We start from the raw sequence: 26,987 nt of genomic DNA, 5'->3' as shown, positions 1-26,987 counted from the left end.
TCTTTAATGGATGTTTACATCGAACTTAACCCATCACTTTGCGAACCGCCGAGTACGTGACCCGTACGCTCGGTGGTGTGAGAGGCGCACTCCGTTCTATTTGAGACGGAGCCGTCTACTCGATTATAGCCAGTGCTTATTAGCCCAAATGTCTTTTCAAAACAATTCGTTCCGAATAAGCTTCTTTCCACATTTCTATTTTATAAGAATCGTTTGGGATTTCATCGTAAGCAGAGTCTAAATTTATAGAATAAACCCGTACTCTATATTCGCCATTTTCAATTTCGGTTTCGATTTCAATTTCAGAATGTGGACAGTCTAATATTTGTAAAATTTTGGAATGAATTTTTATACTTGCTTCTACAATGTGGTCAAATCCACTAAAATCATTAATTAAACTTTTTGAATCCAAAATTTCAAACTCACATTCTACTTTTCCTTCATCATTTGCAATTGCAACTCCTAAAACTCCATCTTCAACAGCAAGTTTGTCGGCGAAAGCTTGGTCAGCCCAAAAATTTTCGGAACCAGTATTTCCAGTTGCATTTTTGTCATTTATGTAGAACTGTCCGTAATCTGTTGTAAACTTTAATTCAAATTTCATTACAATTAATTTGGGTATTTTTCTTCTGTCTTCTTCCTTTGCATTGGCTATAACGTCTTGGCACTACAGCGGGTTTGGGATTAAATTAAGCCCATTTTTCGGATTTGCCAAATCATCCCAAATACAAAACCAACTTCCCATTAAGCCAATTGCCCAAATCCGTTGTAGTAGCTGTTATGAGCTGGCAAGATTGTTAGTGTTTTTCGATATGTTCATTAACGACCCAAAGTTTTTCCGTCGATCCTTCTTCTCTTACAATTGCATAAGTTAAGCCTGCATCAAGTAAATATACTTTTTGTCCTTCATGAAGTATTTTCATTTTTCCTTCATATTCCATTGTTTGAAGAGCTTTTCTATCATCAACTTTGCAATAATCAAAAATTTCATCAAAACATTCTTCACATGTTCCTGCATATGTTTGTTGCTTCACATAATATGTAGTTACTGAATAGTTATTATCTTCTGTTTTAGCGTCAATATTTTCTTCTGCGGATGTTTCAATATTTTTTTCTTCGTATTTATTAACATCTTGAGTATTTGATTTAGAACAAGAGTGTACGATTGAACCAATTATTAAAAATAAAATAAATAAAATTGCAAGAATGATATTTAAGGGAAGACCTTTTTCAGTAGTTTTCTTTTTTGTCATAAAGTTCTTTTTTGCTTGCTCATAACTCGTTTATATACGCATAAAATTACCTCATTTAATTCCAAATGGGTATGTTATGCGCATGTTTTGGTTCAAATTATTTTTCAAATATAATTTATTTATAACGAAAATTCATCATATAAAATTCTAAAATATTCTTTTACAATACCATTTTTATAAAACCCAAAAGACCTAGCCCTGATAGCAGCGGTATCCTTTTTAGGCTAACGAAAAAGATCTTATTAAACCGTAAATATTCTGCCTAAAAAGATATAGCGGATAGCAGGAAACAGCTCCTAAAAATAATCCTAATTCCACCAAATTTTACTCTTAAAAAACACAAAAAGTTAATGATAGAATTTTCCACAAAAATTTTGTAATTTTGCAGTCCAATAAAAGGAATTAGAAAATGTTAGACAGACTTCAATATGTAAAGCAGCGTTTTGATGAGATTTCGGATTTGATTATTCAGCCGGATGTAATTGCGGATCAAAAACGTTATGTACAGCTTAATCAGGAATATAAAAGCATTAAGGCGTTGGTTGAAAAAAGAGAAGAATACATTCTTGTTTTGGCCAATATTGATGAAGCAAACGAAATTATTGCTGACGGAAGCGATGCAGATATGGTCGAAATGGCCAAAATGCAGCTGGATGAAGCAAAAGAACGCCTGCCTCAACTAGAGGAGGAAATCAAATTTATGTTGATTCCGAAAGACCCTGAAGATGCGAAAAACGTAATGGTCGAGATTCGTGCCGGAACGGGTGGGGACGAAGCCAGTATTTTTGCAGGAGATTTGTTCAGAATGTACACTAAATATTGCGAAAGCATGGGTTGGAGAACTTCAGTGGTAGATATGAACGAAGGAACTTCTGGAGGTTTTAAAGAGGTTATTTTTGAGGTTTCCGGAGAAGATGTGTATGGTACTTTGAAGTTTGAAGCAGGTGTTCACCGTGTACAGCGTGTTCCTCAGACAGAAACACAAGGGCGTGTGCATACATCGGCTGCAACTGTTATGGTTTTGCCGGAAGCAGAGGAGTTTGATGTTCAAATTGATATGAATGATGTTCGTGTAGATTTCTTTTGTTCGTCAGGACCTGGAGGACAATCTGTAAATACGACGAAATCGGCGGTACGTTTAACGCACATTCCAACCGGATTGGTGGCGCAATGTCAGGATCAGAAATCACAGCATAAAAACAAAGATAAAGCACTAAACGTTTTACGTTCGCGTTTATACGAGCAGGAATTGGCCAAAAAGGAAGCTGAAGATGCTACAAAACGTACGTCTCAGGTAAGTTCCGGTGACCGTTCGGCTAAGATTCGTACGTATAACTATGCGCAAGGCCGTGTGACGGATCACAGAGTTGGTTTGACACTTTACGACTTAGGAAACATCATGAATGGTGATATTCAGAAAATTGTAGCTGAGCTTCAGTTGGTGAATAATATGGAGAAATTGAAAGAAGCTTCAGAAATCTATTAAGTTTCTGAGATACTAAGGTTCTAAGTTTTAAAATATTTAAACGACTGTTTTTTATGGAACGGTCGTTTTTTTGTTTATAAAATTGGACTCAAAAAAAAAATTACAGTTCTATTTGGTATAAAAGAAAAGAGACTGTTTCACATTAGTGAGACAGTCTCTTTTTGGTTGAGATAAGGCTTATTTTCGAATTCTAATTTTTTGTACTCAGAATCTTAGTGCCTTAGTAACTCAGAACCTTAAAATATAGTGATGTATTAACCATTTAACCGTTTGTTGTAGCTGAACGTATAAACAGTTAGATACCTAGAAATACTCTTGTGTATTCAAAACATTTATAGAAATTGGAGTAAATGTAAACACCATTTTTGATTATTATTTCGTTTATCTTTTCCATAATAAGTTGTTTTTAGTTATACAGTTACTCTTTAAGTGAATCTTCTTGATTTTATTCCTTCACTGAAGAAGGATCATGGTCTGTTGGCTTTGTGATTAAAGTGGTCACGGCAAGCTGTAATATTGATCCGAGAATGTTCTTAAACGTTGAATCGGTTTTTCCGATTACCAGTTTTTTAGCGAGGTAACCTATTCCGATGCTTACAGCTGATTGGGCAAGATCACTCTTAAAACCTACAGTTTCATTGACTTCCTGAACCGTGTTCCGAATGAGATTCAGCGGTTTTAAATTCTCTTTGATTTCATCGACTTCGTCTTTGATGTCGCACCATTCCCTGTTTTGTCGATTTTCTAAAAGCTGAATTCTCTGATTTAATGCATCAATAGTATAAATAGTTTCCATAACAGTCTTTTTCTTTATCAATTGTAAAATCAGTTTTTTGAGTCTTTCAGAATACTGGAAACGATCATGTTTCCAATAGGTGTTTTAATCAACTTGTGCTGTGTTTTGTGTAGTACAATAGCAACAATTAAATAAAAGAGTGCTATTGCAAAAAAGCCATAATAGTATTCGCCAAGTTCTTTTCCAATCCATAAGCTAAGTCCAATATTGAGAAACAAAGTAAAAAATGCAACAACAGCGCCAACCGCTATCCGTGATGTTAATGTTGATAAAACATCTGCAGCTGCTGATACCGTTTTAAGTTTAATTAATTCTAAACTTGTTTTGGTATAGTTTTCTGCTTTGTCGTACATATTCAGGTTGTCGTTTGTTGTTGCATTAGTTTCCATGATTTTGGGTGTTTTATGATTGAAAAATTCACTTTTTAGTAGTTCGTTTTTACAGTCTTTGCTTCATCTTTGATAGCGTTGAAGTCTTCTTTTACCTGATTGAATTTTGCTTTTCCTTCTTCGATAATATCTTTGCCATTAGAATTTAATGAGCTTAAAATACCATCTACTTTTCCTTTAAGGTTATCTCCGTAATCTTTCGATTTATCTTTGATTTTTTTTCTGGTTTCAGACCCTTTGTCCGGTGCAAATAATACTCCTAAAAATGCTCCTGCCGCTGCGGCTCCTAAAATTCCTAAAATTGTGCTGCTAGTTTTCATAATGTTTGATTTAAAAGATTGATATAAATTATTTTAATAATATTTGATTTTAAATTTCGCGACCTTTAATAAGTCTTAACAAGATGGCTACAATGGCAATTACCAATAAAATATGTATAATACTTCCTGCGCTATAGACAAAAAATCCTAAGGCCCAAAGAATGACTAAAATTACTGCGATGGTGTATAATAAATTTGACATGATTTAGATTGTTTAGGGTTAATAATTAAAGAGTTAGTTTAGTTTATATGATAGATATAAAGAAAAGTTGGTGTTTTTTAAATCAGAAGAATTATCACCGTCTTTAATAAAAGTTGTTAATCCGTAGTTGTATCGTAATCCAACACTTATCGGGTTAAAATCTAATCCCACACCAGCTGCAATACCGGCATCAAATTTGTTGAAATTATCGGTATCAAATTCTTGTTCAAAATCAATATCTCCTTCTCCTGTTATTTTAGAACTCACCAAATAAGAGGCATAACCACCGGCATGTATATTGAAGTTTTTAGTTAGATTGACTCTTACTAACAGAGGAAGTTCAATATAATTTAATTTGAATTTTGTACTGCCTGAAACAAGTCCATTATATTCTAATTCAGATCCTCTGGTAGTGAATAATAGTTCCGGCTGGATTGCTACAAAATCTGATATTGGAAGTGTAGCGTAAAGACCTGCATTAAAACCGAATAACATATTTTTATCGTCTGCATCTTCGTTGTAAAAGTTTGACATGTTTACTCCGCCTTTTATACCAAATTCGGTATTAACATTGTTGTCCTGAGCATGCAGCATTCCAAATGAAGCTGTTAAAAAAAAGGTTAAGGTGCATAAAATATTTGATGGCATTTTCATAATTTAAAGTTTTAGTTAATAATTGTAGTATTCTTAATTGTATTTAATTCATTTAATTTTTCAGTTTCAAGCAAAAGTTTGTATTGTATTGGTAAATAATGAAATGCTAATTTTGAAACAGTACTATCATTTGTTTTTTTAGAAATTGATTCTAATAATTGAATTTGTTCGTATAATAATTTGGTCATAGAATTAATATAGACTTTATCAAAACTTACATATGAAGTATCAATTAATTTATACAAATCGTCATTCGTAGGGATATTTATATCGGTAATGACAATAAGTTTTTTTAGTGTAATCTTATTTATTTCCTGCAATAGCATCACTTGGTTGTTTTCGATTTTAGAACTCATTTTTCTCGTATTTTGTTCTAAACTTTTGTATTGCGCCAATTGACTTTTAGCAATAATAGCCTGGGTTGAATTTGCTAAAGCAGTAAAAAAATAAACTTCTGTTTCTTCATTATTGTTTGTTATAAGAACGTTTTGGATGTCTTCTTTTTCAATTTTGTCATTTCTTTCACAAGCGTTAATTGATACCAATGTAACTCCTGTAAAAAGTATTTTTAAAAATGATGTTTTTGATGAGAGCATCTTGTTAATTTGTTATTCATTATCTACATTACAAAGATGCAAACGAATGGTAAGGATTGCTTTACAGCATAAAAAAGAAACGTTATATAATTCCCATAGCAGGATTTATATAACGTTTTTAAAAGTATTACTGAGAAATTTATTCAGGCAGAAATATTGTGAACACCGAGCCTTCGTTGGGTTTACTGTCGGCAGTAATGTAGCCTTTGTGATTTTCTACAATCTTTTTACAGATGGCTAAACCAATTCCGGTACCGGGATAATCGGTTTTAGAATGCAGACGCTGAAACAATACAAAAATATTGTCTTTGAACTGAGGATCAAATCCCATTCCGTTATCAGTAAAAGTAATTTTGTAGAATTTTTTAAATGGCTGGTCTATCAATTCCGGAATTTCATTAGATAAAATCTTTTCACAGCGAATAACAATCTGAGGAGCTATTTCCGGCTGACTGTATTTTAATGAATTACCAATCAAATTGATAAAAAGTTGCTCAATCTGATACGGAATTACATGAAGTTTTGGAAGTTTACTTACTTTAATAGTTCCCTTTTTTTCATCAAGTATTACAGCCAGTTCTGATTTGGAATTTTCTAATAATTCATTCAGGTCAGATTTAATAAATTCTTTTTTGGTTGTATTGGTTTTTGAAAACAATAATAAGTCATCAATTAAAACGCGCATTCTTTTGGCAGATGTTTCAATTTTGATAAGATATTCTTTGGCGTTGTCAGAAATTGCAGCTCTGTCGGTTTCAGAAATTCTCGAAATAAAAGTTTGAATTTTACGAAGCGGTTCTTGTAAATCATGGCTAGCAACATGGTTAAAGGAAGCGAGTTCTTTGTTACTTTTTTCCAGTTGACTATTACGTTCCTTAAGCTCAATGTTTAATAAATGCTCATCAGTGATGTCAAAATTTATTCCTAACAAAATATTACTGCCGTTCTGGTCGACAAGTAATTTTCCTGTAGATTTAAAATGCCTGATTTCATTATTCTGTTTGATAATTTTATAATAAGTAAATGGCAGCTCATTATTGTTGATAATCCCTTCCATAGAATTTGCAACAGCATCTTTATCTTCCGGATGTACAAAATCGAGAAAAGTGTCTTTATTGGGAACAAAAGAATTTGGAGAATAGCCTAAAATTCGAAACTGATTATCTGAATAGTCAATTTTATTAGTATCTAAATCCCATTGCCAGGTACTGAATTGTCCTATTTTTTCAGACTCAGACATCAATCCGCTCGAAATTAATAGTTTTTTGTTGTAACTTTTTAATCGAATAAGATCTCTGCTGATTTGTCTGTAAGCTAACAGAATAAAAGTGAGTGCGGTTAAAAACAGAGAAATTGAAAATATAGGGCCTAAAGAAATCTCTTCATCATATTTGCGGAGTCTTTTCTCTAAAAATTTCTTCTCAATATCTTTCATTTTTTCAACCTGAAAACGAATATTTTCCATCAAAATACGACCGCTGAACATATAATTGTCCAGTTTTCTTTTATCGTAAGTTTTGGGATTGCTGTATTTTAGACAGTTTTCGAAAGTTTTGAACTCCTGAACAACCAAAGAAAACAGATTTTCAAGATTTTGTTTTTGCTTCGGATTGTCTGAAGTTAATTTTTTAAGCGTAATAAACGATCTGTTTACTTTATCTCTTGAATAAATATATGGAGTCAGGAATTTAGGATTGCGGGTAATAATATATCCCCGCTGACCAGTTTCAGCATCCTTTATGGCAGAAATTAACTGTTCAAGCTGTACGTTAATTTCATAGGTGTGTATTACCAGTTTGCTGGATTCGTTTAGATCACGATTATGTTTATAAGCTATTGATGAAAGAAAAAGTAAAATGAAAATAGCTATTATAAAAATAACTCTCAAAGAATTTGAGGAATTAAACTTAGGCATCCATTTCATTAGATTGTAATATTTTATTTAAGGCTCAATAAGAAATTGTCTCTGTTAAGTCCTGAAGTGTGATAGTGCCAGTTTAGCGTTATTACTTCATTAATAATTTTTTTAAGAGCATTAAAATCACTCGGTTTTTTTATATAAATATTGGCACCTTCAACAAAAGTATCTTCAATATCCTCATCAGAAGAGGATGTTGAATAAATTGCAATTATAAGGTTTTTAAGATGCTCTGTTTTTTTTATTTCTATTAAACATTCTTTACCCGTTTTTTTAGGCATGTTCAAATCCAGAAATAAAATATCAGGTAATTTAGTGTCCGGATTCATAAGATGCTCCATTAGCTGTAAGCCATCGAAAACAAATTCGACTTTGGTTTGTACTTTTACTTCTTCAAAAGCATCTTTAAAAAAAAGTCTGTCGTCTTCGTCATCGTCAGCAAGTAAAATGTGTAATGCGTTTTTTTGCATTGATTATAGGTATTTGGTTTTTATTTTAAATTTTCTCTTCGTTTTTTAATAATTCTCAAAAAGGCTGAAGGTGTTATTCCTGTTGTGTTTTTAAACTGAGTACTCAAGTGTGCGACACTGGAATAATTTAGTAAAAAAGCAATTTCGGTTAAACTCATTTCATTCACAATCATTAACTGTTTTGCTCTTTCAATTTTTTGAATGATTATAAAATTTTCAATAGAGGAATAGGTCACTTCAGAAAACACATTTGATAAATAACCATAGCTATGATTTAATTTGTCTGCAAGATAAGCTGAACTTTTAAAGTTATTGTTATCATCAGTGTAAACCAGTTCTATTATGGCATCTTTTATTTTTTGAACCAAAACACTTTTTTGATTTTCAACTACTTCAAAACCAAAAGGACTTAAACTGTTTTTAAGTTCATCTAATGACTCTGTACTTAGATTGTCTTCAAGTTCAATTTCTCCAAAACCTAAAGTAGCAAAATTTAAATTTTGCTCATCCAGTTTTTCTTTTAGAAAAAGTGTACAAATTGTATTGATGTCAAATTTTATAAATAATTTCATTTTGTAAAGATATGGTTAAAGATAACTAATTTATTTGTTTTTTGTGTTAATTAGGGACTTTAGGAATTGTCTAACGTTAAACTTAAATTTAAAAATTAAAAAAATACCGCCTAATTTAGGTTAGGCGGTACACTGGTATATTTTGAAAGGATTATGCAATTCTGACAAAATTTGATGCACTTCTTCTTTTGTTTACCTAATTTTTGCTAAAGTTTTCTTTGCAATTTAGATTCTTTAGCAAACATCAAATCGTCATCGTCAGAGTGGCATTTTTTGATTCAACTTTCCTTTCAATTCATTCCAGTTTTCTTATTTCTTTGAAATTCATGATTTTATGTTGAAGAATTTTATAATGTAAAATTGCAAATTGTATATCGGTTTTGTGTTACATCAATTTTATAAACTGTTGTATAATTCACATTTTTTTATTGAATAATTTGATTTTACTTTGAATTGTTATTTTCGGAAAATAAAAAAGTTTTAAGTGTTCTTTAGAATATAAATACCAAAAGTTATTCTTAATTGAGTGTCTTTATTTATTTTTGCATACTTTCTAAAATGAATCATTTCTTTGAATTGGAAGAACTAAAAAATCACGAATGACTACACAACAACTACACGAACAAATATTTCAGAAAAAATCATTTTTATGTGTTGGACTGGATCCGGATTTAACAAAAATTCCCCAGCATTTATTAGAAACCGAAGATCCAATTTTCGAATTTAATAAAGCTATAATTGATGCGACACATGATCTTACTGTAGGCTATAAACCTAATACTGCTTTTTTTGAAGCGTATGGTATAAAGGGATGGATATCACTGCAAAAAACAATCAATTATATTAATGAAAAGTTTCCTGAAATTTTTACGATTGCTGATGCAAAACGTGGCGACATCGGAAATACTTCAAGCATGTATGCCAAAGCTTTTTTTGAAGATTTAAATTTTGACAGTGTTACCGTTGCACCGTACATGGGAAAAGACTCAGTTGAGCCTTTTCTGGCTTTTGAAAATAAACATACAATAATGTTAGCCTTAACTTCAAACGAAGGAGCTTTCGATTTTCAAACCTTAACAACAAATGGAGCACGAGGCGAAGCCGAATTGAGCGGAGCTAAAGAATTGTATAAACAAGTTTTAGAAACTTCTAAGTCATGGAAAAACAGTCATAATTTAATGTATGTGGTTGGCGCTACCAAAGCCGAATATTTTGCAGAAATCAGAAAAATTGTTCCGGACAGTTTTTTACTGGTTCCGGGAATCGGTGCGCAGGGTGGAAGCTTGTCTGAAGTTTGCAAATACGGAATGAATGATAAAGTTGGTTTATTGGTAAATTCTGCCAGAGCTATTATTTATGCTTCAAACGGAACCGATTTTGCAGAAAAGGCAAGGGAAGAGGCTTTAAAAGTACAGCAGGAAATGGAGGAAATAATTAATTCTAAGTTTTAACCAACTTTATAAATAGATTAACCGCAAAGTTCGCTAAGGTTTCGCAAGTTTCGCAAAGAAAATAACTTTGTGTTCTTAGCGTAAATCTTAGCGAACTTTACGGTTAAAAATCACAATCTAAATCAATGAAACAATTAGTAGATCAATTAGGTAATTTACATTCTTTTGAAACAGCTCCAAAACGTATTATTTCGTTAGTACCGTCTCAAACTGAATTGTTGTATGATTTAGGCTTGGAAGATAAAATTATAGGAATTACGAAGTTTTGTGTACATCCATATCATTTAAAATCTACAAAGAAAATTGTTGGCGGAACTAAAAAGATTCATTTCGAAAAGATAAAATTATTGCAGCCCGATATTATTATTTGTAATAAAGAAGAAAATACACCTGAAATTGTAGCGCAGTTAACTGTAATTTGTCCGGTTTGGGTTACGAATATTGTTTATGTTGAAGATAATTTTCAGATGATTTCAGACTTTGGAAAACTTTTTAATTGCAGAACTGAAGCTCAAAAATGGAATGATAAGATAACTTTTGCTTTAAACGATTTTAAAAATTACGTTCAGGATATTGAGAGTAAGAAAGCGGCTTATTTTATTTGGAAAAATCCATATATGGTAGTTGGAAATGATACTTACATTAATGAATTGCTGAAATTAAACAATTTTAAAAATATCTACGAAGAGAAAGGTCGTTATCCTGAAATTGAACTTAAAAAAATGCGGTTGGAAGGCGATCCGGATCTGGTTTTTCTTTCTTCAGAACCTTATCCTTTCAAGGAAGAAGACGCTTTTGAAATAGGAAGATTTACACATCATGCCAAAACAATTTTTGTAGACGGCGAAATGTTTTCCTGGCACGGAAGCAGGTTGTTAAAGGCTTTTTTGTATTTTAAATTACTTCATGAAAGACTTAAAAATTAGTTTAATGTTTTTCTTTGTTTTCGGTTTCAAGTTAATTAGTGTTGTATTTTTTAACGGTCAGGTTTTTCAAGGTTTTTTTTTATATGTAATGAGATTGTTTTTAGTAATATAAGGTTTGTTAGAATTAGTGCTAATTAGTACAATTTGTGGAAAAAAATGTAGTGAACTTTGTTGTAAAATTATGTTCAAAGTGCGGTACATTCAACAAGAAACGGAGAAAATCTGAAACAAAACTCATATAAAAAAGAATGCCGGCATCTTGAAGACGCCGGCATCATTTAACTAACCAAAACCAAAATAATAAATAACCAGTTTATTACATTACAAATGTCCGATATATATCTATCTTTTGCTGTTAAGGTTTTGTTATTACTTTGTTGGACATAAGTTAAGATTTTCTCTAAAAAAAAGCTGCTTGTTTTATCTGCTGAAAGGATCTTCAGATTTCTTTCTTTCTTTCTTTCTTTCTTTCTTTCTTTCTTTCTTTCTTTCTTTCTTTCTTTCTTTCTTTCTTCAGAAGTTTATCCGTATAAAAGAAAAAAGTTTTTTTTGAAATTATTTGTTTCACACACCAAGCCAAAATCATTTTTGTTAACTGGAGAAAGTTTTCGGTGTTAAAATCACTATAGAAAAGCGTGAAAAAATAAGTTTCAAATTAAATATGTAGGTGCTTTTTGGTTGTAATTATTCGCCTAATTATAGCAGTAAATCAGATAATTATACAAAGTTGTCAACACTATTACGTTATCGTAAACAGATGCAAATTTACAAATGTTTTTTGTGTTAAAATTTATATAAATTTAGCACCTAAAATTATTAAATATTCATTTATGATTATGATAAATTATGTATATCATCAAAAGTTAACTTAAAAAAAACGTAGTACATATTTTTGTTTATAATTTATAAATTGAGATTTAAAACTAATTAAACCTATCTAATTTATGTTTTATTACCGTTTGTTACCCTTTTTTGCCCCAAAAAAAAAGAGAGTTTTAACATTTATTTTTGCTAGCATTCTTACCTCCATTACTTGTAAATCGCAAAACCTGATTTCGAATGGAGGTTTTGAATCCTCGGGAGGATATTCTAGTAATTATTCTCTCATTTCCGCACCAACAGGAAACAGTGTTCCCGGGCAATATGCCATTACAACAAATCCTCGCCCAATAAATACGGCAAATTTCATGAACAGTACAGACCATTCTGGTACTGGAAATATGATGGTTGTTGATGGGCAGAATAATGACATATTTTACAAATACACAAACTTACCGATTCAAAGAGGGTTAAATTACACTTTTACCTATTGGATAAAGAATGTTAACAATGTAAGCAATGCAGCAAATCCAGCTCCTAAAATTGATTTAACATTATCAAATCAATGCCCGTGTACTAAAATACTTAAAGAAGGTAATTCAGATGTTGGTGCAATGCCAGCCGGTTGGAATAAAGTTTCATATACGATAAACGTTGCCGGAACAGGAACTGCTTATATCCATTTTGAGCTTTCGACAAATAGTGCAGGAGGAGGTGGGAATGATTTTGCTATAGATGATATATCTTTATATGCACCACCTGCACCTCTAACAGTTTCTACATCTGTAACTAATCCATCTTGTCCAACTGGAAATGATGGGGTAATTGTTGCTTATCCAAATGGAGGTGTTGGCCCATTTACTTTTACATTGTCAGGATCTTCCTCAGCTACAAATACTACTGGTATTTTTCAAAATTTAGCAGGTGGAAATTATTCTGTATCTATAACAGATTCGAATTCGCCTGCGAGTACAGTTTCTACACCAGTGACATTGGCAGCTCCGTTGGATATTACTTTAAGTGCATCCCCGACAGGTTGTTTGTTATCTGGAGCTGCGGTTACGTTAACCGCTGCCAATGGAGGTTCTGCTTATAGCTGGTCAGCTTCGCCAGGTGGTCCAATTTCGGGTACAAGTAATAGTGTTACCGTAAACCCAATTGTAACCACAACTTATACGGTAAATTCAACAACAGTTCCGCCTTCAGTTGGAAATTTAATAGGAAACCCTGGTTTTGAAAACGGAACATCAGGATTTTATTCTGATTATGGTTATTCCTTATCTAATACAGCGGGTACACAATTTGCATACGGAATTGTTTCAAATCCTTCTACCTGGTATAATAAGTTTACAACTTGCGGTGATAAAACAACAGGAACAGGAAAAATGTTAGTAGCTGATGGAGCTACTATTGCAAATAGTGTAATTTGGTCACAAACGGTACCTGTAGAAACATCGAAGAGTTATAATTTTTCTTTTTGGGTGCAAAACATTGGCGATGGTAGTGTTGCTACTTTTCAGGTACTTATTAATGGAGCTCCAATTACATTGAGTTCTGTTTCGGCTACTAATGTTGTTACTGCAGGAACTCCGGCAACAACAACCTGTAATTGGACGAATATAACAGGTACATGGAATTCTACAGTTTCTTCTTTGGCAACTATAAAAATCATAGACACTAATATTTCAGGAGGAGGGAACGATTTTGCAATTGATGATTTGTCTTTTAGTACCACATCTTCTAAAACCTGTTCTTTAACGACATCCACAACCGTAACAATTGGTGGGTCTGCACCTGTTATTGGATTTTCATATACATCACCAGTTTGTAAAAATGGCATAAATCCTTCGCCAATTGGTGTAACAGGATTTGTGACAGGAGGAACGTATAGCTCAACTTCGGGATTAAGTATAAATGCAAGTACCGGAGTAATAGATTTGACTGCTTCAACAGCCGGAACATATACCGTGACATATACTGTAACAGCAAATCCTGCAACTTGTCAATTAGCAGGTTCCTCAACAGCGACTATTACAATTAATGCACAACCAAATGCAGGATCTTCAGGAAATACTACTCTTTGTGAAAATAGCGCAACATCTATAGATTTATTTAGTTTAATAACAGGTGAGCAAACTGGTGGGACATGGACAAGAACTACAGGAACTGGAGGAACATTTAATACTGCTTTGGGAATTTTTACGCCAGCTGTGGGAGCAATAACGAGTACTTTTACTTATACTTTAAACGGAACTGCTCCATGTAGTAATAGTTCAAGTGTTGCGACTGTGAATATTAATCCTCAACCTGTAGCAGGATCTTCTGGAAGTACTATAGCTTGTGAAAGCAGTGCTACTCCTATAGATTTATTCAGTTTAATAACCGGTGAGCAATCGGGTGGAATTTGGACAAGAACCACAGGAACTGGCGGAACATTTAATGCTGCTTTAGGAACATTTACCCCTGCAGTTGGAGCAATAACAAGCAGTTTTACTTATACTTTAAACGGAACTGCTCCATGCAGTAATAGTTCTAGTATAGCAACGGTAAATATCAATTCACAGCCTGTAGCAGGATCTTCGGGAAATACTACTGTTTGTGAAAATAGTGCAACAGCTATAGATTTATTCAGTTTAATAACCGGTGAGCAATCGGGTGGAATTTGGACAAGATCTTCGGGTACTGGAGGTACGTTTAACGCAGCTTTGGGAACTTTTACACCAGCTGTGGGAGCAACAACGAGTACTTTTACTTATACTTTAAACGGAACTTTACCATGTAGTAATAGTTCTAGTATAGCAACGGTAAATATTAATCCTCAGCCTGTGGCAGGATCTTCAGGAAATACAACTGTTTGTGAAAATAGTGCAACATCTATAGATTTATTTAGTTTAATAACCGGTGAGCAATTAGGTGGAATTTGGACAAGATCTTCAGGTACAGGAGGTGCGTTTAATGCAGCTTTGGGAACTTTTACACCAGCTGTGGGAGCAACAACGAGTACTTTTACTTATACTTTAAATGGAACCTTGCCATGTGGTAATAGTTCTAGTGTTGCAACGATAAATATCAATCCACAGCCTGTGGCAGGATCTTCAGGAAGTACAACGGCTTGTGAAAGCAGTACATCCTCAATCAATTTATTCAGTTTAATAGCTGGTGAGCAAACGGGAGGAATCTGGACGAGAAGTACAGGGACTGGAGGGACATTTAATGCGACTTTAGGTACTTTTATACCTGCAATTGGAGCAACAACGAGTACTTTTACTTATACTTTAAACGGAACTTCACCATGTAGCAATAGTTCTAGTGTAGCAACGATAAATATCAATTCACGGCCTGTATTATCTATTAATTGTGGTACATCAACAACGTCAAGTGTTACATTTAATTGGAATAACATTTCTGGAGCAACGGGTTATACCTATAATTATAGTATCGATGCAGCTACTCCAGTTTCAGGAACAACTACAGGAACGACATTAACAATTAATAATTTAATACCTGGACAAAATGTTGCGATAACTGTTACTTCTGTAGGTAATACCTGTATTACGTCAGGTAGTGGAAATTGCTCTTCCTCAAATTGTCCACTTCCAATAGTTGACTCAATGGCCGATATAACTTCAGTTTGCGCCAATGAGTTAGTAGTAGTTCCAAGTTTTACAAGTACTCCTACAGGAGCAGTTTTTAATTGGGCAAGTAACAATACTTCTATTGGAATTGCTGCAAATGGAACAGGAAACATTCCATCCTTTACTGCTATAAATACAACAGGGGTAATTCAGACTGCTGTTATTTCAGTTACAGCTTCAGATGGGACCTGTACAGGACCAGCTAGCACATTTAAAATTAGTATCAATCCATTGCCAATTGCAAGTATTTCGGGAACTACTTCTATTTGTTCAGGCACTGGGACTAATATTACTTTTTCAGGGACTCCAAATACAATAGTAACTTATACTATCAATAGTGGTGTAAATCAAACAATAAATCTGGATGCAGCCGGAACGGCTATTTTAGCAACAGGAAATTTAACCGTAAATACTATTTATAATTTGGTAAGTGTACAAAATCCTGTAACAACCTGTTCGCAAGCTCAGACAGGGACAGTTACAGTAACTATAAATTCATTGCCTACAGCAAGTATTTCGGGAAGTACTTCAGTTTGTTCTGGAACTGGGGCAAATATTACTTTTTCAGGGACTCCAAATGCAATAGTAACTTATACTATCAATAGTGGTACAAATCAAACAATAAATCTGGATGCCGCAGGGACGGCTATTTTAGCAACAGGAAATTTAACGACAAATACTATTTATAATTTGGTAAGTGTACAAAATCCTGTAACGACCTGTTCGCAAGCTCAGGCAGGGACAGCTACAGTAACTGTAAATTCATTGCCTACAGCAAGTATTTCTGGAAGTACTTCAGTTTGTTCAGGTACAGGGACGAATATTACTTTTTCAGGGACTCCAAATACAATAGTAACTTATACTATCAATAGTGGTACAAATCAAACAATAAATCTGGATGCCGCAGGTATGGCTATTTTAGCAACAGGAAATTTAACGACAAATACTATTTATAATTTGGTAAGTGTACAAAATCCTGCAACGACCTGTTCGCAAGCTCAGACAGGGACAGCTACAGTAACTATAAATTCATTGCCTACAGCAAGTATTTCGGGAAGTACTTCAGTTTGTTCTGGAACTGGGTCAAATATTACTTTTTCAGGGACTCCAAATGCAATAGTAACTTATACTATCAATAGTGGTACAAATCAAACAATAAATCTGGATGCCGCAGGAACGGCTATTTTAGCAACAGGAAATTTAACGACAAATACTATTTATAATTTGGTAAGTGTACAAAATCCTGTAACGACCTGTTCGCAAGCTCAGGCAGGGACAGCTACAGTAACTGTAAATTCATTGCCTGTAGCAAGTATTTCGGGAAGTACTTCAGTTTGTTCTGGAACTGGGGCAAATATTACTTTTTCAGGGACTCCAAATACAATAGTAACTTATACTATCAATAGTGGTACAAATCAAACAATAAATCTGGATGCCGCAGGAACGGCTATTTTAGCAACAGGAAATTTAACGACAAATACTATTTATAATTTGGTAAGTGTACAAAATCCTGTAACAACCTGTTCGCAAGCTCAGGCAGGGACAGCTACAGTAACTGTAAATTCATTGCCTACAGCAAGTATTTCAGGAACAACAACAGTTTGTGCAGGAATTGGAACAACAGTTAATTTTACAGGAACGCCAGAAGCAGAAGTAACTTATAAAATAAATTCAGGGGCTAACCAAACAATTCTTTTAAATTCTAATGGGACAGCTTCTTTAGTAACAGGAAATCTAACAACAACTACAAGTTATGATTTGGTAAGTGTAAGAAATACTGCAACTAACTGCTTTCAGATACAAACCGGAAATGTTTTGGTAAAAGTGAATGAAATTCCAATTGTTGTTTCAACGCCATCAACAGAAACTATTTGTTCTAATCAGCAAACAAATATTTTATTGACTAGTTCTACAGCCGGAACAAATTTTTCCTGGACTGTTTCTCAAACAGGAGTTACCGGAGCAGTAGCAGGTTCAGGCAATTCGATTAGCCAATTGCTAAAAACGACTTCGGATGCAATGGGTGCTGTTGTCTATAAAGTTTTCCCTACTATTGACGGATGTGTTGGAGATCCTGTTGATGTTACAATAAATGTTACACCAACACCAATAGCAATTTCAAATATTTCAAGTGCTTCCATTTGTTCTGGAGATACAACTTCGATATTATTGTCTAGTAATCTGCCGGGAACAACATTTGTCTGGAATGTAGTACAGACAAATGTTACAGGAGCCAGTGCAGGAAATGGAAATACAATTGTGCAAACATTGACCTGTAATGGTAATAACCCGGGGCAAGTCGTTTATATGGTTACTCCAATAACTAATGGCTGTGAGGGTTTGCCTATTGCAATCAATTTTATTGTAGAGCCTAAGCCAATAGTTAAAGCAAACCCTGATCAAAATACAATTTGTTCAGGAGAAACAACCAATGTGAATTTAATTGCAGAAAATATTGTAGGGGTAACTTTTAATTGGACTGTAGTACAAAATGGTGCATCCGGTGCCAGTTCAGGTACAGGTAATATTATAAATCAGCAATTATTTGCAACAGGAAGTACGCAAGGGACAGTTACATATACAATAACCCCTTATAAAAATGGTTGTTCGGGAATTCCTTTGGATGTGATTGTAAAAGTAAATCCTTTACCTGAGGTGTTTGGAACTCCGCCAGGGGTTATATGTAGTGGTGAATCGCCTAATATTAGTTTATCTCCTAGTTTGGCAGGTACAACTTTTCAATGGACAGTTGTTGTAAACGGAGTTTCGGGAGCATCAGATGGTAGTGGAGATGTTATTAATCAAATACTGGAGACTTCAGGAAATAATCAGGGAAGCGTTACTTATACTATTACTCCAACACTTAACGGATGTATTGGGAAGTCAATTTCTATTGAGGTTTTAGTGAACCCATTACCAGAACCAATATTAAAAAATGGTATTATATGTGTGGATCAAAAAACAGGTAAAGCATTTAAATCCTATATTTTAGATACAGGATTGAGTAAAACAAATTATGATTTTGTATGGTATTTAAATTCTAATAAAATCAGTGGTGCAGTATCAAATACTTATGAGGCTACTCAAGAAGGAGAATATGCTGTAATAGCAATTAATAATAGTACAGGTTGTGTTTCTCATCCTGTCACGGCAAATGTAGATGCATCTTTCCCGGGGCTAGAATTAAAAACAAGCCAAACACTAGCGTTTGCAGATGATTCAGTAATTACAATTACAGTAACGGGCGGAAGTGCAACTTATGAATACCAATTGGATAATGGTCCTTTTGAGAGTTCAAATGAAATTCATAATGTAAAACCAGGTCCACACATTGTAACAGTTAGGGATATTAATGGATGTACTGATTTAAGTGCTGAGGTTTATATTATTGGTTACCCTAAATTTTTTACTCCCAATGGAGATGGTTATAACGAATATTGGAATTTAATTGGATTAAAAGATCAGCCCGATTCCAAAATTTTTATATTCGATCGCTACGGAAAGTTATTAAAACAAATAAGTTCTTTAGAAGATGGATGGGACGGAACTTATAATGGGTCAGTTATGCCGGCATCCGATTATTGGTTTACAGTAGAATATATAGAGCAATCTGTAAAAAAAGTATTTAGAGCACATTTTGCATTAAAAAGATAATTAAAATAAAAGAGCTTCCAATCTGGAAGCTCTTTTATTTTAACGGCTACTTAATTTTGCTTTTTCTTTTATGATATCTGCAATTTTTCGATTTTCTATTTTGCTTTCCAGCCATGAAATGATATCCAGATACAGGAAAGCTCTTTTTTCATAAGTGTTTTTTTCTAATTCAATAAAACGTTCACGCATCTTAATGAATTCTTTTTTGATATCGGCTGGATAAAAATTATTTAGGTTTCTCATGAATTTTATAATTTCTTTTTGAACTTCATGTAAATCATTCATCTTGAGTAAAAATTTATACGTGTTTTTAAGATGATTTTCAAGGTAATAATCTTTTCCTAACTCATAATGTGCGATCAAGGATAAAAGCCTTGCAAAACACATTAAATCTTCCCGCATCGTTAAGTTTTTGTTGTTGATAATTTTGTCCAGATAATAAATCGACTCGTTGTATTTTTCGTTTCCAAAATAAATAGAGGCAATTTTGTAGAAAAACAACATTTCGTGATGTTCATCAAGGTGTTCGCTATGAATTTTAATTTTCTCTAAAATCTCCGGAATCAAATATTCACTTTCGGCAAAAGTTCCCTCAAGAATATGAAAATTTAGTTTGTTATTATATAGGTATAAAAATGATAGCGATGCAATATTATCATTAACCGGAAATTTAGGATCCTGAATGGTTTCTTCTAAAAGCGTTAAGTATTTTTTGAAATTCGATTTATATTTCAACATGTAAAGCGATTCTAAAAAGTAATGATTTCCCTTTAGAAAAAATACTGGGTTTTGATAAATCATATTTGGATGATCATAAAACAATCGAACCCATTTATAAGCGTATTTGTAACTTGACAGAAAATCCTGAACAAGGAAACTACGCCATAGATTTGCGTTATAAAACCAATATTTTTCACGGAAACCAAATTTACTTTCGTCTAATTTTGAAATATGCTTGTTGAAATAATCATCAATGTATTTGTACTCCTCGTCATTTTTTACATAGCCGGTTTTTAGCATGATTCCATATAGCTGAAGAGACAGATTGGATAGCTTACTGGAAATTGTATTGCGGTAATTTAATTCTTTGGCCTGAATTACCAATTCGTCAGCACGTCCCTGAATGCTTCGTGTGATGTATTGTGATTCGATTAATTTCTCGAATTCGACAATCTCATAAGCCATTAGTTTTTCGTCATTTTCAAGTGCTAATATTTTGGTTTTATCTAAAATTTTCAAACTCTGTTTGTATAATCCTTTATTGTATAGAATTACAGCAAAATCAATTTGTTCACGCAACTGATAACGAATATTCTGGCTGGGAATATTCAAACGGATACTAACTAAAATTTGCTTGTATAAGTATGATTTTAAATTAGATAACTGAACTTTTTTGATGATTCCGCTTTTTAGAATAAGTTTTTCATCATAAGTTTCAGACTTATCCAAAATATTAAATAACTCAATGAATTTAGTATTCGAACTTGTTTCTAAACGGCTTGCAAAAATTTTAAACTGTCTTTTTTCAGATTTAGAAAGTGACTTGATTAGTACAAATAAGAAATCTTTTTGATGGTTAGCCATTGTAAAATATAATAATGTAACTTATTGATTTTTAATAATTTAAAGTGTTATAAATTGCGTTATGAACAGTATAATTTCATTAAAACGAATTTCATACTGATGAAGTACAATATATATTTGTTTCAAGATGTGAAATTACATTAAATAAATGAATATGAATAGAGAGAAAGTTCAAATTTTTGACACCACTTTGCGTGATGGTGAACAAGTTCCAGGATGTAAGTTAGATACTAATCAGAAATTGGTTATTGCAGAGAGACTAGACAAAATGGGCGTTGATATCATCGAAGCAGGTTTTCCTGTGTCAAGTCCCGGCGATTTTTTATCGGTCTCTGAGATTTGTAAAATTGTTGAAAATGCAACTGTCTGTGGCTTAACAAGAGCCGTAAAAAATGACATAGATGTTGCTGCAGCTGCTTTAAAGCATGCTAAAAAACCTAGAATCCATACCGGAATCGGAACTTCACAATCTCATATACTCCATAAATTAAATACTACTCCAGAAGACATTATTGCCAGAGCAAAATATGCAGTAGCACACGCAAAATCGTATGTAGAAGATGTTGAGTTTTACGCAGAAGATGCTGGTAGAACAGATAACGCTTTTCTTGCAAAAGTTTGTGAAGAAGTAATTAAGTCAGGTGCAACAGTATTGAATATTCCTGATACAACCGGATATTGCTTGCCTGAAGAATACGGGGCAAAAATAAAATACTTAAAAGAAAATGTAAAAGGTATTGAGAATGTAATTCTTTCATGCCATTGTCATAATGATTTAGGGATGGCAACTGCAAACTCAATTGCAGGAGCTATAAATGGGGCAAGACAAATTGAGTGTACTATTAATGGTATTGGTGAAAGAGCAGGAAATACTGCACTTGAAGAAGTAGTAATGATTTTTAAACAGCATCCGTACTTGAATTTAGATACTAATATCAATACAAGGGAGTTAAACGAAATGAGTCGTTTAGTTTCTGAAAGTATGGGAATGATAGTACAGCCAAACAAAGCTATTGTGGGAGCAAACGCATTTGCTCACAGTTCAGGAATTCATCAGGATGGTGTAATTAAAAACAGAGCAACTTACGAAATAATGGATCCGCTTGATGTTGGTGTTAATGAATCTTCGATTATTTTAACAGCAAGAAGTGGTAGAGCGGCTTTAGCATATCGTGCAAAGAAAGTTGGTTACGAATTGACAAAAACACAATTAGATATTGTTTATGTTGAGTTTCTGAAATTTGCAGATATTAAGAAAGAGGTTTTAGATGAAGATATTCATCAAATTATTGAAGCCTCTAAAATTCAGGGAGATTTAATAAGAAATTAATTGAGATAAAAAGAGGTTTTAAATACATAAAGGACGAGACATTATGAATTTGAAAATAGCAGTTTTACCAGGAGACGGAATTGGACCGGAGGTAATCGCACAAGCCAAAAAAGCCTTGTATGCGATTGGTGAAGTGTATAATCATGAATTTGTTTTTGAAGAAGCTCTAATGGGGGCAATTGCTATTGATAAAACCGGAAAACCACTTCCTGAGCAAACGCTAAATCTGTGTTTAAATACGGATGCAGTTTTGTTTGGAGCGATTGGTGATCCAAAATACGATAATAATCCAAATGCAAAAGTTCGTCCGGAGCAGGGATTGTTGAAATTGCGTAAAGAGTTAGGTTTATTTGCTAATATTCGTCCAATTAAGCCTTATAGATCATTGATTGATGCTTCTCCTTTAAAAAGAGAAATTATAGAAGGTGCTGATTTTACTATTTTTAGAGAATTAACCGGGGGGGCATATTTTGGAGCAAAAACTTTAAATGAAGAAGGGACACATGCATCTGATTTGTGTGAATATTCAGAAGAGGAAATTACAAGAATTACACATTTGGCTTTTAAATCTGCGCAAAACAGACGCAAAAAACTTACGATGGTTGATAAAGCAAATGTTTTAGAAACTTCAAGGTTGTGGAGAAAAGTGGTTCAGAAAGTTGGAGAAAGCTATCCGGATGTTCTTTTAGATTTTTTATTTGTTGATAATGCGGCAATGCAATTAATTTTAAATCCGAAACAATTTGATGTGATTTTAACAGAAAATTTATTCGGAGATATTTTGTCAGATGAGGCAAGTGTAATTACAGGTTCTATCGGTTTATTAGCTTCGGCATCGTTAGGAGAAAAAAATGCACTTTTTGAACCAATTCATGGATCCTATCCTCAGGCAAAAGGAAAAAATATAGCAAATCCAATAGCTTCTATTTTATCAGCAGCAATGTTATTAGAGCATTTTGGATTGTCTAAAGAAGCAAATGTGATCTATAAAGCAATTGAAAAAGCAATTGAATTTAAAGTGGTTACCATGGATTTGAAACCGGATTCTAAATTTGGTACTAACGAAGTGGGAGAGTTTGTTTCGAATTTTATTTTCAGTAAAGATGATTTACTGTATTTTAATAATGATAACGTTCATATAGGGCAATCTACGATTGTTTAATCTTTTTTGATAAAAATTGAATTAAATAACAAGAAGTGTTTAAAATGTTGAGATTTTATTTTTTTAGTCCTATTAGTTTTTGTACTTTTGTGACACCAAAAAAATAAGGAAATGCAAATCTCAATTATTATTACTTTTATTATTGTTGTCAGTGTGGTTAGCGCATCTGAAGCGGGAATGGTATAAATATAATTGAAAAAAATATATTATAACCTCCCACATAGTTGGGAGGTTTTTTTTAGGAATAAAATTAATTACAAATAATACATAATGGAATTAAACAAGTACAGCAAAACAATCACGCAAGACGAAACTCAACCAGCTTCACAGGCAATGTTCTACGGAATTGGTTTGACAGAAGAAGATCTTAAAAAAGCGCAGGTAGGAATTGTGAGTATGGGTTATGACGGAAATCCGTGTAACATGCACTTAAATGATCTGGCTAAAGATATTAAGGCAGGGGTCTGGAATGCTGATTTGGTCGGTTTGATTTTTAATACTATTGGTGTAAGTGACGGTATTTCTAATGGAAATGATGGGATGCGTTTTTCTTTGGTTTCCCGTGATGTTATTGCCGATTCTATTGAAACTGTTATGGGGGCACAATGGTATGATGGTATGATTGCTGTTCCGGGTTGTGATAAAAATATGCCGGGAGCTTTGATGGCTATGGGTAGAGTAAATCGTCCTTCTATTATGGTTTACGGAGGATCAATTCATCCGGGAAAATGGAAAGGTGAAGATTTAAATATTGTTTCGGCTTTTGAAGCTTTAGGTAAAAAAATTAAAAATACGATTACACCGGAAGATTTCAAAGGAGTAATTCAAAATGCTTGTCCTGGTGCTGGTGCTTGTGGTGGTATGTACACCGCTAACACTATGTCATCTGCGATTGAAGCATTAGGAATGAGTTTACCTTACAGTTCCTCTAATCCTGCTTTGAGTCCGGAAAAGAAACAAGAATGTGTTGATGCCGGTAAAGCAATCAGAATATTATTAGAAAAAGATATTAAGCCCAGAGATATTATGACTCGTAAAGCATTTGAAAATGCAATTACGATGGTAGCAGTTTTGGGAGGTTCTACAAATGCGGTTATGCACTTAATCGCAATGGCACATTCTGTGGGTATTGAATTGACATTGAAAGATTTTCAGGATATTAGTGATAAAACACCATTATTAGCAGACTTGAAGCCAAGTGGGAAATACCTAATGGAAGATTTACATAATGTTGGAGGTGTTCCGGGAGTAATGAAATATTTACTGAAAGAAGGTTTTTTACATGGTGATTGTTTAACTGTAACAGGAAAAACAATAGCTGAAAATTTAGATTCAGTTCCTGACTTACATGATGGTCAGCAAGTAGTTTTTGAAATCGAAAAAGCATTAAAAGCTACGGGAAATATTCAAATTTTATACGGAAACATTGCTACTGAAGGATGTGTGGCTAAAATTAGCGGTAAAGAAGGGGAGTTTTTTGAAGGTACGGCTGTAGTTTTTGAAGGTGAAAAAGATGTAATAAGAGGAATTCAGGCTGGTGAGGTTAAGTCAGGAAATGTAGTAATTATTCGTTATTGCGGTCCAAAAGGTGGTCCTGGAATGTCTGAAATGCTAAAACCAACATCAGCTATTATGGGTGCCGGTTTAGGAAGTAGTGTAGCTCTGATTACTGATGGACGTTTCTCTGGTGGTTCACATGGTTTCGTAGTAGGTCACGTAACTCCGGAAGCTTACGAAGGAGGAGGAATTGCTTTAATAGAAAATGGAGATGTTATTACAATTGATGCTGTAAATAATACTATAGATGTGAAGGTTTCAGATGAAGAATTAGCAAAACGAAAAGCTAATTGGAAGAAACCTGAAAATGGAATTAAACAAGGAGTTTTGCTTAAATATATGCGTTCGGTCTCCAGTGCCTCAGAGGGATGTGTTACTGACAAATAATTAATAACAATATCAAAAATCAATTGCAATACCAATGAAAATATAAAAGAATCAGTTTACTATTCAAATTGATTTTGTTATTGTCATTGATTTTTTGAAAAAAAATATACTATGAAAATATCAGGGGCAGAAGCCGTTATTAGATGTTTATTAGCTGAAGGAGTAGACTTGGTTTATGGTTACCCGGGAGGTGCAATCATGCCGGTTTATGACGAATTATATAAGTTTCAGGATCAATTACACCATGTTTTGGTACGCCACGAACAAGGTGCGGCTCATGCAGCACAGGGTTTTGCCAGAGCAACTGGAAAAGTAGGGGTGGCGATTGCTACTTCCGGACCAGGAGCAACAAATTTAGTAACTGGTATTGCAGATGCTCAAATTGACTCTACACCAATGGTTTGTATTACTGGTCAGGTTGGAAAACATTTGCTTGGGTCGGATGCTTTTCAGGAAACTGATATTATCGGAATTTCAACTCCGGTAACTAAATGGAATTATCAGATTACGGAAGCGCATGAAATTCCGGAAATTTTAGCAAAAGCTTTTTATATCGCCAGATCAGGCCGTCCAGGTCCAGTTTTGATTGATATTACTAAGAATGCTCAGTTTGATGAGATGGATTTTAGTTATGAAAAATGCACAGGAATTAGAAGTTATCATCCAAAACCTGTATTAGATCTTAAAAAAGTACAAGAAGCTGCGGATTTAATTAATAATGCCAAAAAACCATTTATTGTTTTTGGTCAGGGAATTATATTAAGTGAAGCAGAAGAACAGCTAAAAAGATTAGTTGAAAAATCGGGAATTCCCGCTGCATGGACTATTTTGGGACTTTCTGCATTGCCAACTGATCATCCTTTAAATGTAGGGATGGTGGGGATGCACGGTAATTACGGGCCAAATCTTTTAACAAACGAATGTGATGTTTTAATTGCTTTAGGAATGCGTTTTGATGATCGCGTTACTGGAAATTTAGCCACTTATGCTAAACAAGCCAAAGTGATTCATATTGAAATTGATCCTGCAGAGATCGATAAAAATGTAAAAACCGAAGTAGCAGTTTTGGCTGATCTTAAAGAAGCATTAACCGCTTTGATTCCGTTAATTGATAAAAAATCACATGATTCCTGGCACAATGAATTCAAAGAGAAATATAAAATTGAATTAGATGCAGTTATAGATGAGGAGTTAGTTCCTACTAACGGAAAAGGAATTTCGATGGGAGAAACTATCGAAATGATTAACAAACACTCAAAAGGAGATGCGATAATGGTTTCGGATGTAGGACAGCATCAAATGTTTGCTTGTCGTTATGCTAAATTCAATTCTACTAAAAGTAATGTTACTTCTGGTGGCTTAGGAACAATGGGATTTGCTTTACCGGCAGCTATTGGTGCCAAAATGGGAAAACCGGATCGTGAAGTTGTTGCTATTATTGGTGATGGAGGTTTTCAAATGAATATTCAGGAATTAGGTACAATTCACCAGACAAAAGTCCCTGTAAAAATTGTTGTTCTAAACAATGAATTTCTTGGAATGGTTCGCCAATGGCAGGAATTGTTTTTTGATTATAGATATGCTTCTACAGTTATGGTTAATCCAAATTTTTGTGCGATTGCAGAAGGGTATTATATTAAATCAAGAAAGGTAACTAAGAGAGAAGAATTAGATGAAGCAGTTGCTGAAATGCTGGCTTCAAAAGATTCTTATTTTTTAGAAGTTATGGTTGAAAAAGAAAATAACGTATTCCCAATGATTCCGACAGGAGCTTCGGTTTCTGATATGAGATTGAGCTAAAAAAAAGTTTCAAGTTTCAGGTTTCA

General features: G+C 33.6%; 20 protein-coding genes. 8 read left to right on the top strand and 12 right to left on the bottom strand.

All coding sequences use genetic code 11. The features are described 5' to 3' along the window. Positions 1-139: 139 nt before the first annotated feature. Together FLV_RS16975 and FLV_RS16970 are read right to left on the bottom strand one after the other, a co-directional pair. Positions 140-604, bottom strand: coding sequence for a hypothetical protein (locus tag FLV_RS16975; protein ID WP_243235543.1), 465 nt, complete (start codon positions 602-604; stop codon positions 140-142). Between the two features lie 193 nt (positions 605-797). Next, positions 798-1,253, bottom strand: a complete 456-nt coding sequence (locus FLV_RS16970; protein WP_243235541.1) for a hypothetical protein — start codon at positions 1,251-1,253, stop codon at positions 798-800. Between the two features lie 409 nt (positions 1,254-1,662). On the opposite strand from FLV_RS16970, the gene prfA reads away from it, so the two are divergent. Then, positions 1,663-2,739, top strand: coding sequence for a peptide chain release factor 1 (prfA, locus tag FLV_RS16965; RefSeq protein WP_243235540.1), 1,077 nt, complete (start codon positions 1,663-1,665; stop codon positions 2,737-2,739). 445 nt (positions 2,740-3,184) lie between these two features. Here the strand turns inward: prfA and FLV_RS16960 are convergent, their stop codons facing one another. The 9 genes from FLV_RS16960 to FLV_RS16920 form a co-directional block, all read right to left on the bottom strand. Next, positions 3,185-3,535 carry a hypothetical protein gene (locus FLV_RS16960; RefSeq protein ID WP_243235538.1) on the bottom strand — a complete coding sequence of 117 codons (351 nt, stop codon included), beginning with the start codon at positions 3,533-3,535 and terminating at the stop codon, positions 3,185-3,187. Between the two features lie 29 nt (positions 3,536-3,564). Next, the gene (locus FLV_RS16955) at positions 3,565-3,924 is read right to left on the bottom strand and encodes a hypothetical protein (RefSeq protein ID WP_243235537.1); all 360 of its coding nucleotides are present in this window, start codon (positions 3,922-3,924) and stop codon (positions 3,565-3,567) included. A gap of 35 nt (positions 3,925-3,959) precedes the next feature. Continuing rightward, positions 3,960-4,244 (bottom strand): YtxH domain-containing protein, encoded by a 285-nt coding sequence (locus FLV_RS16950; RefSeq protein WP_243235535.1) that lies wholly within the window; start codon positions 4,242-4,244, stop codon positions 3,960-3,962. Between the two features lie 49 nt (positions 4,245-4,293). Beyond that, positions 4,294-4,446: a lmo0937 family membrane protein gene (locus FLV_RS16945; RefSeq protein WP_243235534.1), complete on the bottom strand. Its 153-nt coding sequence runs from the start codon at positions 4,444-4,446 to the stop codon at positions 4,294-4,296. A 33-nt stretch (positions 4,447-4,479) separates the two neighbouring features. Next, positions 4,480-5,100 (bottom strand): porin family protein, encoded by a 621-nt coding sequence (locus FLV_RS16940; RefSeq protein ID WP_243235533.1) that lies wholly within the window; start codon positions 5,098-5,100, stop codon positions 4,480-4,482. 11 nt (positions 5,101-5,111) lie between these two features. Next, the gene (locus FLV_RS16935) at positions 5,112-5,696 is read right to left on the bottom strand and encodes a DUF4142 domain-containing protein (RefSeq protein ID WP_243235531.1); all 585 of its coding nucleotides are present in this window, start codon (positions 5,694-5,696) and stop codon (positions 5,112-5,114) included. A 139-nt stretch (positions 5,697-5,835) separates the two neighbouring features. After that, complete coding sequence (locus FLV_RS16930) at positions 5,836-7,620, bottom strand: CHASE3 domain-containing protein (RefSeq protein WP_243235530.1); 1,785 nt, start codon at positions 7,618-7,620, stop codon at positions 5,836-5,838. A 14-nt stretch (positions 7,621-7,634) separates the two neighbouring features. Next, positions 7,635-8,084, bottom strand: a complete 450-nt coding sequence (locus tag FLV_RS16925; RefSeq protein WP_243235525.1) for a response regulator — start codon at positions 8,082-8,084, stop codon at positions 7,635-7,637. 20 nt (positions 8,085-8,104) lie between these two features. Then, positions 8,105-8,656 (bottom strand): helix-turn-helix domain-containing protein, encoded by a 552-nt coding sequence (locus FLV_RS16920; protein ID WP_243235523.1) that lies wholly within the window; start codon positions 8,654-8,656, stop codon positions 8,105-8,107. Between the two features lie 599 nt (positions 8,657-9,255). On the opposite strand from FLV_RS16920, the gene pyrF reads away from it, so the two are divergent. The 3 genes from pyrF (at position 9,256) to FLV_RS16905 (ending at position 19,141) form a co-directional block, all read left to right on the top strand. After that, positions 9,256-10,107: an orotidine-5'-phosphate decarboxylase gene (gene pyrF / locus FLV_RS16915; protein WP_243235521.1), complete on the top strand. Its 852-nt coding sequence runs from the start codon at positions 9,256-9,258 to the stop codon at positions 10,105-10,107. 125 nt (positions 10,108-10,232) lie between these two features. Then, positions 10,233-11,033: an ABC transporter substrate-binding protein gene (locus FLV_RS16910; protein ID WP_243235520.1), complete on the top strand. Its 801-nt coding sequence runs from the start codon at positions 10,233-10,235 to the stop codon at positions 11,031-11,033. A 944-nt stretch (positions 11,034-11,977) separates the two neighbouring features. After that, positions 11,978-19,141: a PKD-like domain-containing protein gene (locus FLV_RS16905; protein ID WP_243235517.1), complete on the top strand. Its 7,164-nt coding sequence runs from the start codon at positions 11,978-11,980 to the stop codon at positions 19,139-19,141. A 39-nt stretch (positions 19,142-19,180) separates the two neighbouring features. On the opposite strand, the gene FLV_RS16900 is transcribed toward FLV_RS16905, so the two are convergent. Continuing rightward, complete coding sequence (locus FLV_RS16900) at positions 19,181-20,725, bottom strand: hypothetical protein (RefSeq protein WP_243235510.1); 1,545 nt, start codon at positions 20,723-20,725, stop codon at positions 19,181-19,183. A gap of 154 nt (positions 20,726-20,879) precedes the next feature. On the opposite strand from FLV_RS16900, the gene FLV_RS16895 reads away from it, so the two are divergent. The 4 genes from FLV_RS16895 to ilvB all read left to right on the top strand — a co-directional run bounded on the left by FLV_RS16895 (position 20,880) and on the right by ilvB (position 26,961). Then, the gene (locus FLV_RS16895; RefSeq protein ID WP_110345572.1) at positions 20,880-22,055 is read left to right on the top strand and encodes a 2-isopropylmalate synthase; all 1,176 of its coding nucleotides are present in this window, start codon (positions 20,880-20,882) and stop codon (positions 22,053-22,055) included. Positions 22,056-22,098: 43 nt separating this feature from the next. Further along, positions 22,099-23,217, top strand: a complete 1,119-nt coding sequence (gene leuB, locus FLV_RS16890) for a 3-isopropylmalate dehydrogenase (RefSeq protein ID WP_243235507.1) — start codon at positions 22,099-22,101, stop codon at positions 23,215-23,217. 270 nt (positions 23,218-23,487) lie between these two features. Continuing rightward, on the top strand, positions 23,488-25,161 hold the full coding sequence (ilvD, locus tag FLV_RS16885; RefSeq protein WP_243235495.1) for a dihydroxy-acid dehydratase: 1,674 nt from the start codon (positions 23,488-23,490) through the stop codon (positions 25,159-25,161). A gap of 111 nt (positions 25,162-25,272) precedes the next feature. Further along, positions 25,273-26,961: a biosynthetic-type acetolactate synthase large subunit gene (ilvB, locus tag FLV_RS16880; protein WP_243235491.1), complete on the top strand. Its 1,689-nt coding sequence runs from the start codon at positions 25,273-25,275 to the stop codon at positions 26,959-26,961. The last annotated feature ends 26 nt before the right edge of the window (positions 26,962-26,987 follow it).

The organism is Flavobacterium pectinovorum (assembly GCF_022802975.1).
GTDB classification, from domain to species: Bacteria; Bacteroidota; Bacteroidia; order Flavobacteriales; family Flavobacteriaceae; genus Flavobacterium; species Flavobacterium pectinovorum_B.
This window is presented reverse-complemented; position numbering and strand designations above follow the sequence as displayed.

What these genes read in the sequence shown, in the direction of transcription:
- FLV_RS16955 (WP_243235537.1), bottom strand. Translation starts at nt 3,924, where the DNA reads ATGGAAACTAATGCAACAACAAACGACAACCTGAATATGTACGACAAA.
- FLV_RS16935 (WP_243235531.1), bottom strand. Translation starts at nt 5,696, where the DNA reads ATGCTCTCATCAAAAACATCATTTTTAAAAATACTTTTTACAGGAGTT.
- FLV_RS16960 (WP_243235538.1), bottom strand. Translation starts at nt 3,535, where the DNA reads ATGGAAACTATTTATACTATTGATGCATTAAATCAGAGAATTCAGCTT.
- FLV_RS16950 (WP_243235535.1), bottom strand. Translation starts at nt 4,244, where the DNA reads ATGAAAACTAGCAGCACAATTTTAGGAATTTTAGGAGCCGCAGCGGCA.
- FLV_RS16895 (WP_110345572.1), top strand. Translation starts at nt 20,880, where the DNA reads ATGAATAGAGAGAAAGTTCAAATTTTTGACACCACTTTGCGTGATGGT.
- prfA (WP_243235540.1), top strand. Translation starts at nt 1,663, where the DNA reads ATGTTAGACAGACTTCAATATGTAAAGCAGCGTTTTGATGAGATTTCG.
- pyrF (WP_243235521.1), top strand. Translation starts at nt 9,256, where the DNA reads ATGACTACACAACAACTACACGAACAAATATTTCAGAAAAAATCATTT.
- FLV_RS16930 (WP_243235530.1), bottom strand. Translation starts at nt 7,620, where the DNA reads ATGAAATGGATGCCTAAGTTTAATTCCTCAAATTCTTTGAGAGTTATT.
- ilvD (WP_243235495.1), top strand. Translation starts at nt 23,488, where the DNA reads ATGGAATTAAACAAGTACAGCAAAACAATCACGCAAGACGAAACTCAA.
- FLV_RS16905 (WP_243235517.1), top strand. Translation starts at nt 11,978, where the DNA reads ATGTTTTATTACCGTTTGTTACCCTTTTTTGCCCCAAAAAAAAAGAGA.
- FLV_RS16975 (WP_243235543.1), bottom strand. Translation starts at nt 604, where the DNA reads ATGAAATTTGAATTAAAGTTTACAACAGATTACGGACAGTTCTACATA.
- FLV_RS16910 (WP_243235520.1), top strand. Translation starts at nt 10,233, where the DNA reads ATGAAACAATTAGTAGATCAATTAGGTAATTTACATTCTTTTGAAACA.
- leuB (WP_243235507.1), top strand. Translation starts at nt 22,099, where the DNA reads ATGAATTTGAAAATAGCAGTTTTACCAGGAGACGGAATTGGACCGGAG.
- FLV_RS16900 (WP_243235510.1), bottom strand. Translation starts at nt 20,725, where the DNA reads ATGGCTAACCATCAAAAAGATTTCTTATTTGTACTAATCAAGTCACTT.
- ilvB (WP_243235491.1), top strand. Translation starts at nt 25,273, where the DNA reads ATGAAAATATCAGGGGCAGAAGCCGTTATTAGATGTTTATTAGCTGAA.
- FLV_RS16940 (WP_243235533.1), bottom strand. Translation starts at nt 5,100, where the DNA reads ATGAAAATGCCATCAAATATTTTATGCACCTTAACCTTTTTTTTAACA.
- FLV_RS16920 (WP_243235523.1), bottom strand. Translation starts at nt 8,656, where the DNA reads ATGAAATTATTTATAAAATTTGACATCAATACAATTTGTACACTTTTT.
- FLV_RS16945 (WP_243235534.1), bottom strand. Translation starts at nt 4,446, where the DNA reads ATGTCAAATTTATTATACACCATCGCAGTAATTTTAGTCATTCTTTGG.
- FLV_RS16925 (WP_243235525.1), bottom strand. Translation starts at nt 8,084, where the DNA reads ATGCAAAAAAACGCATTACACATTTTACTTGCTGACGATGACGAAGAC.
- FLV_RS16970 (WP_243235541.1), bottom strand. Translation starts at nt 1,253, where the DNA reads ATGACAAAAAAGAAAACTACTGAAAAAGGTCTTCCCTTAAATATCATT.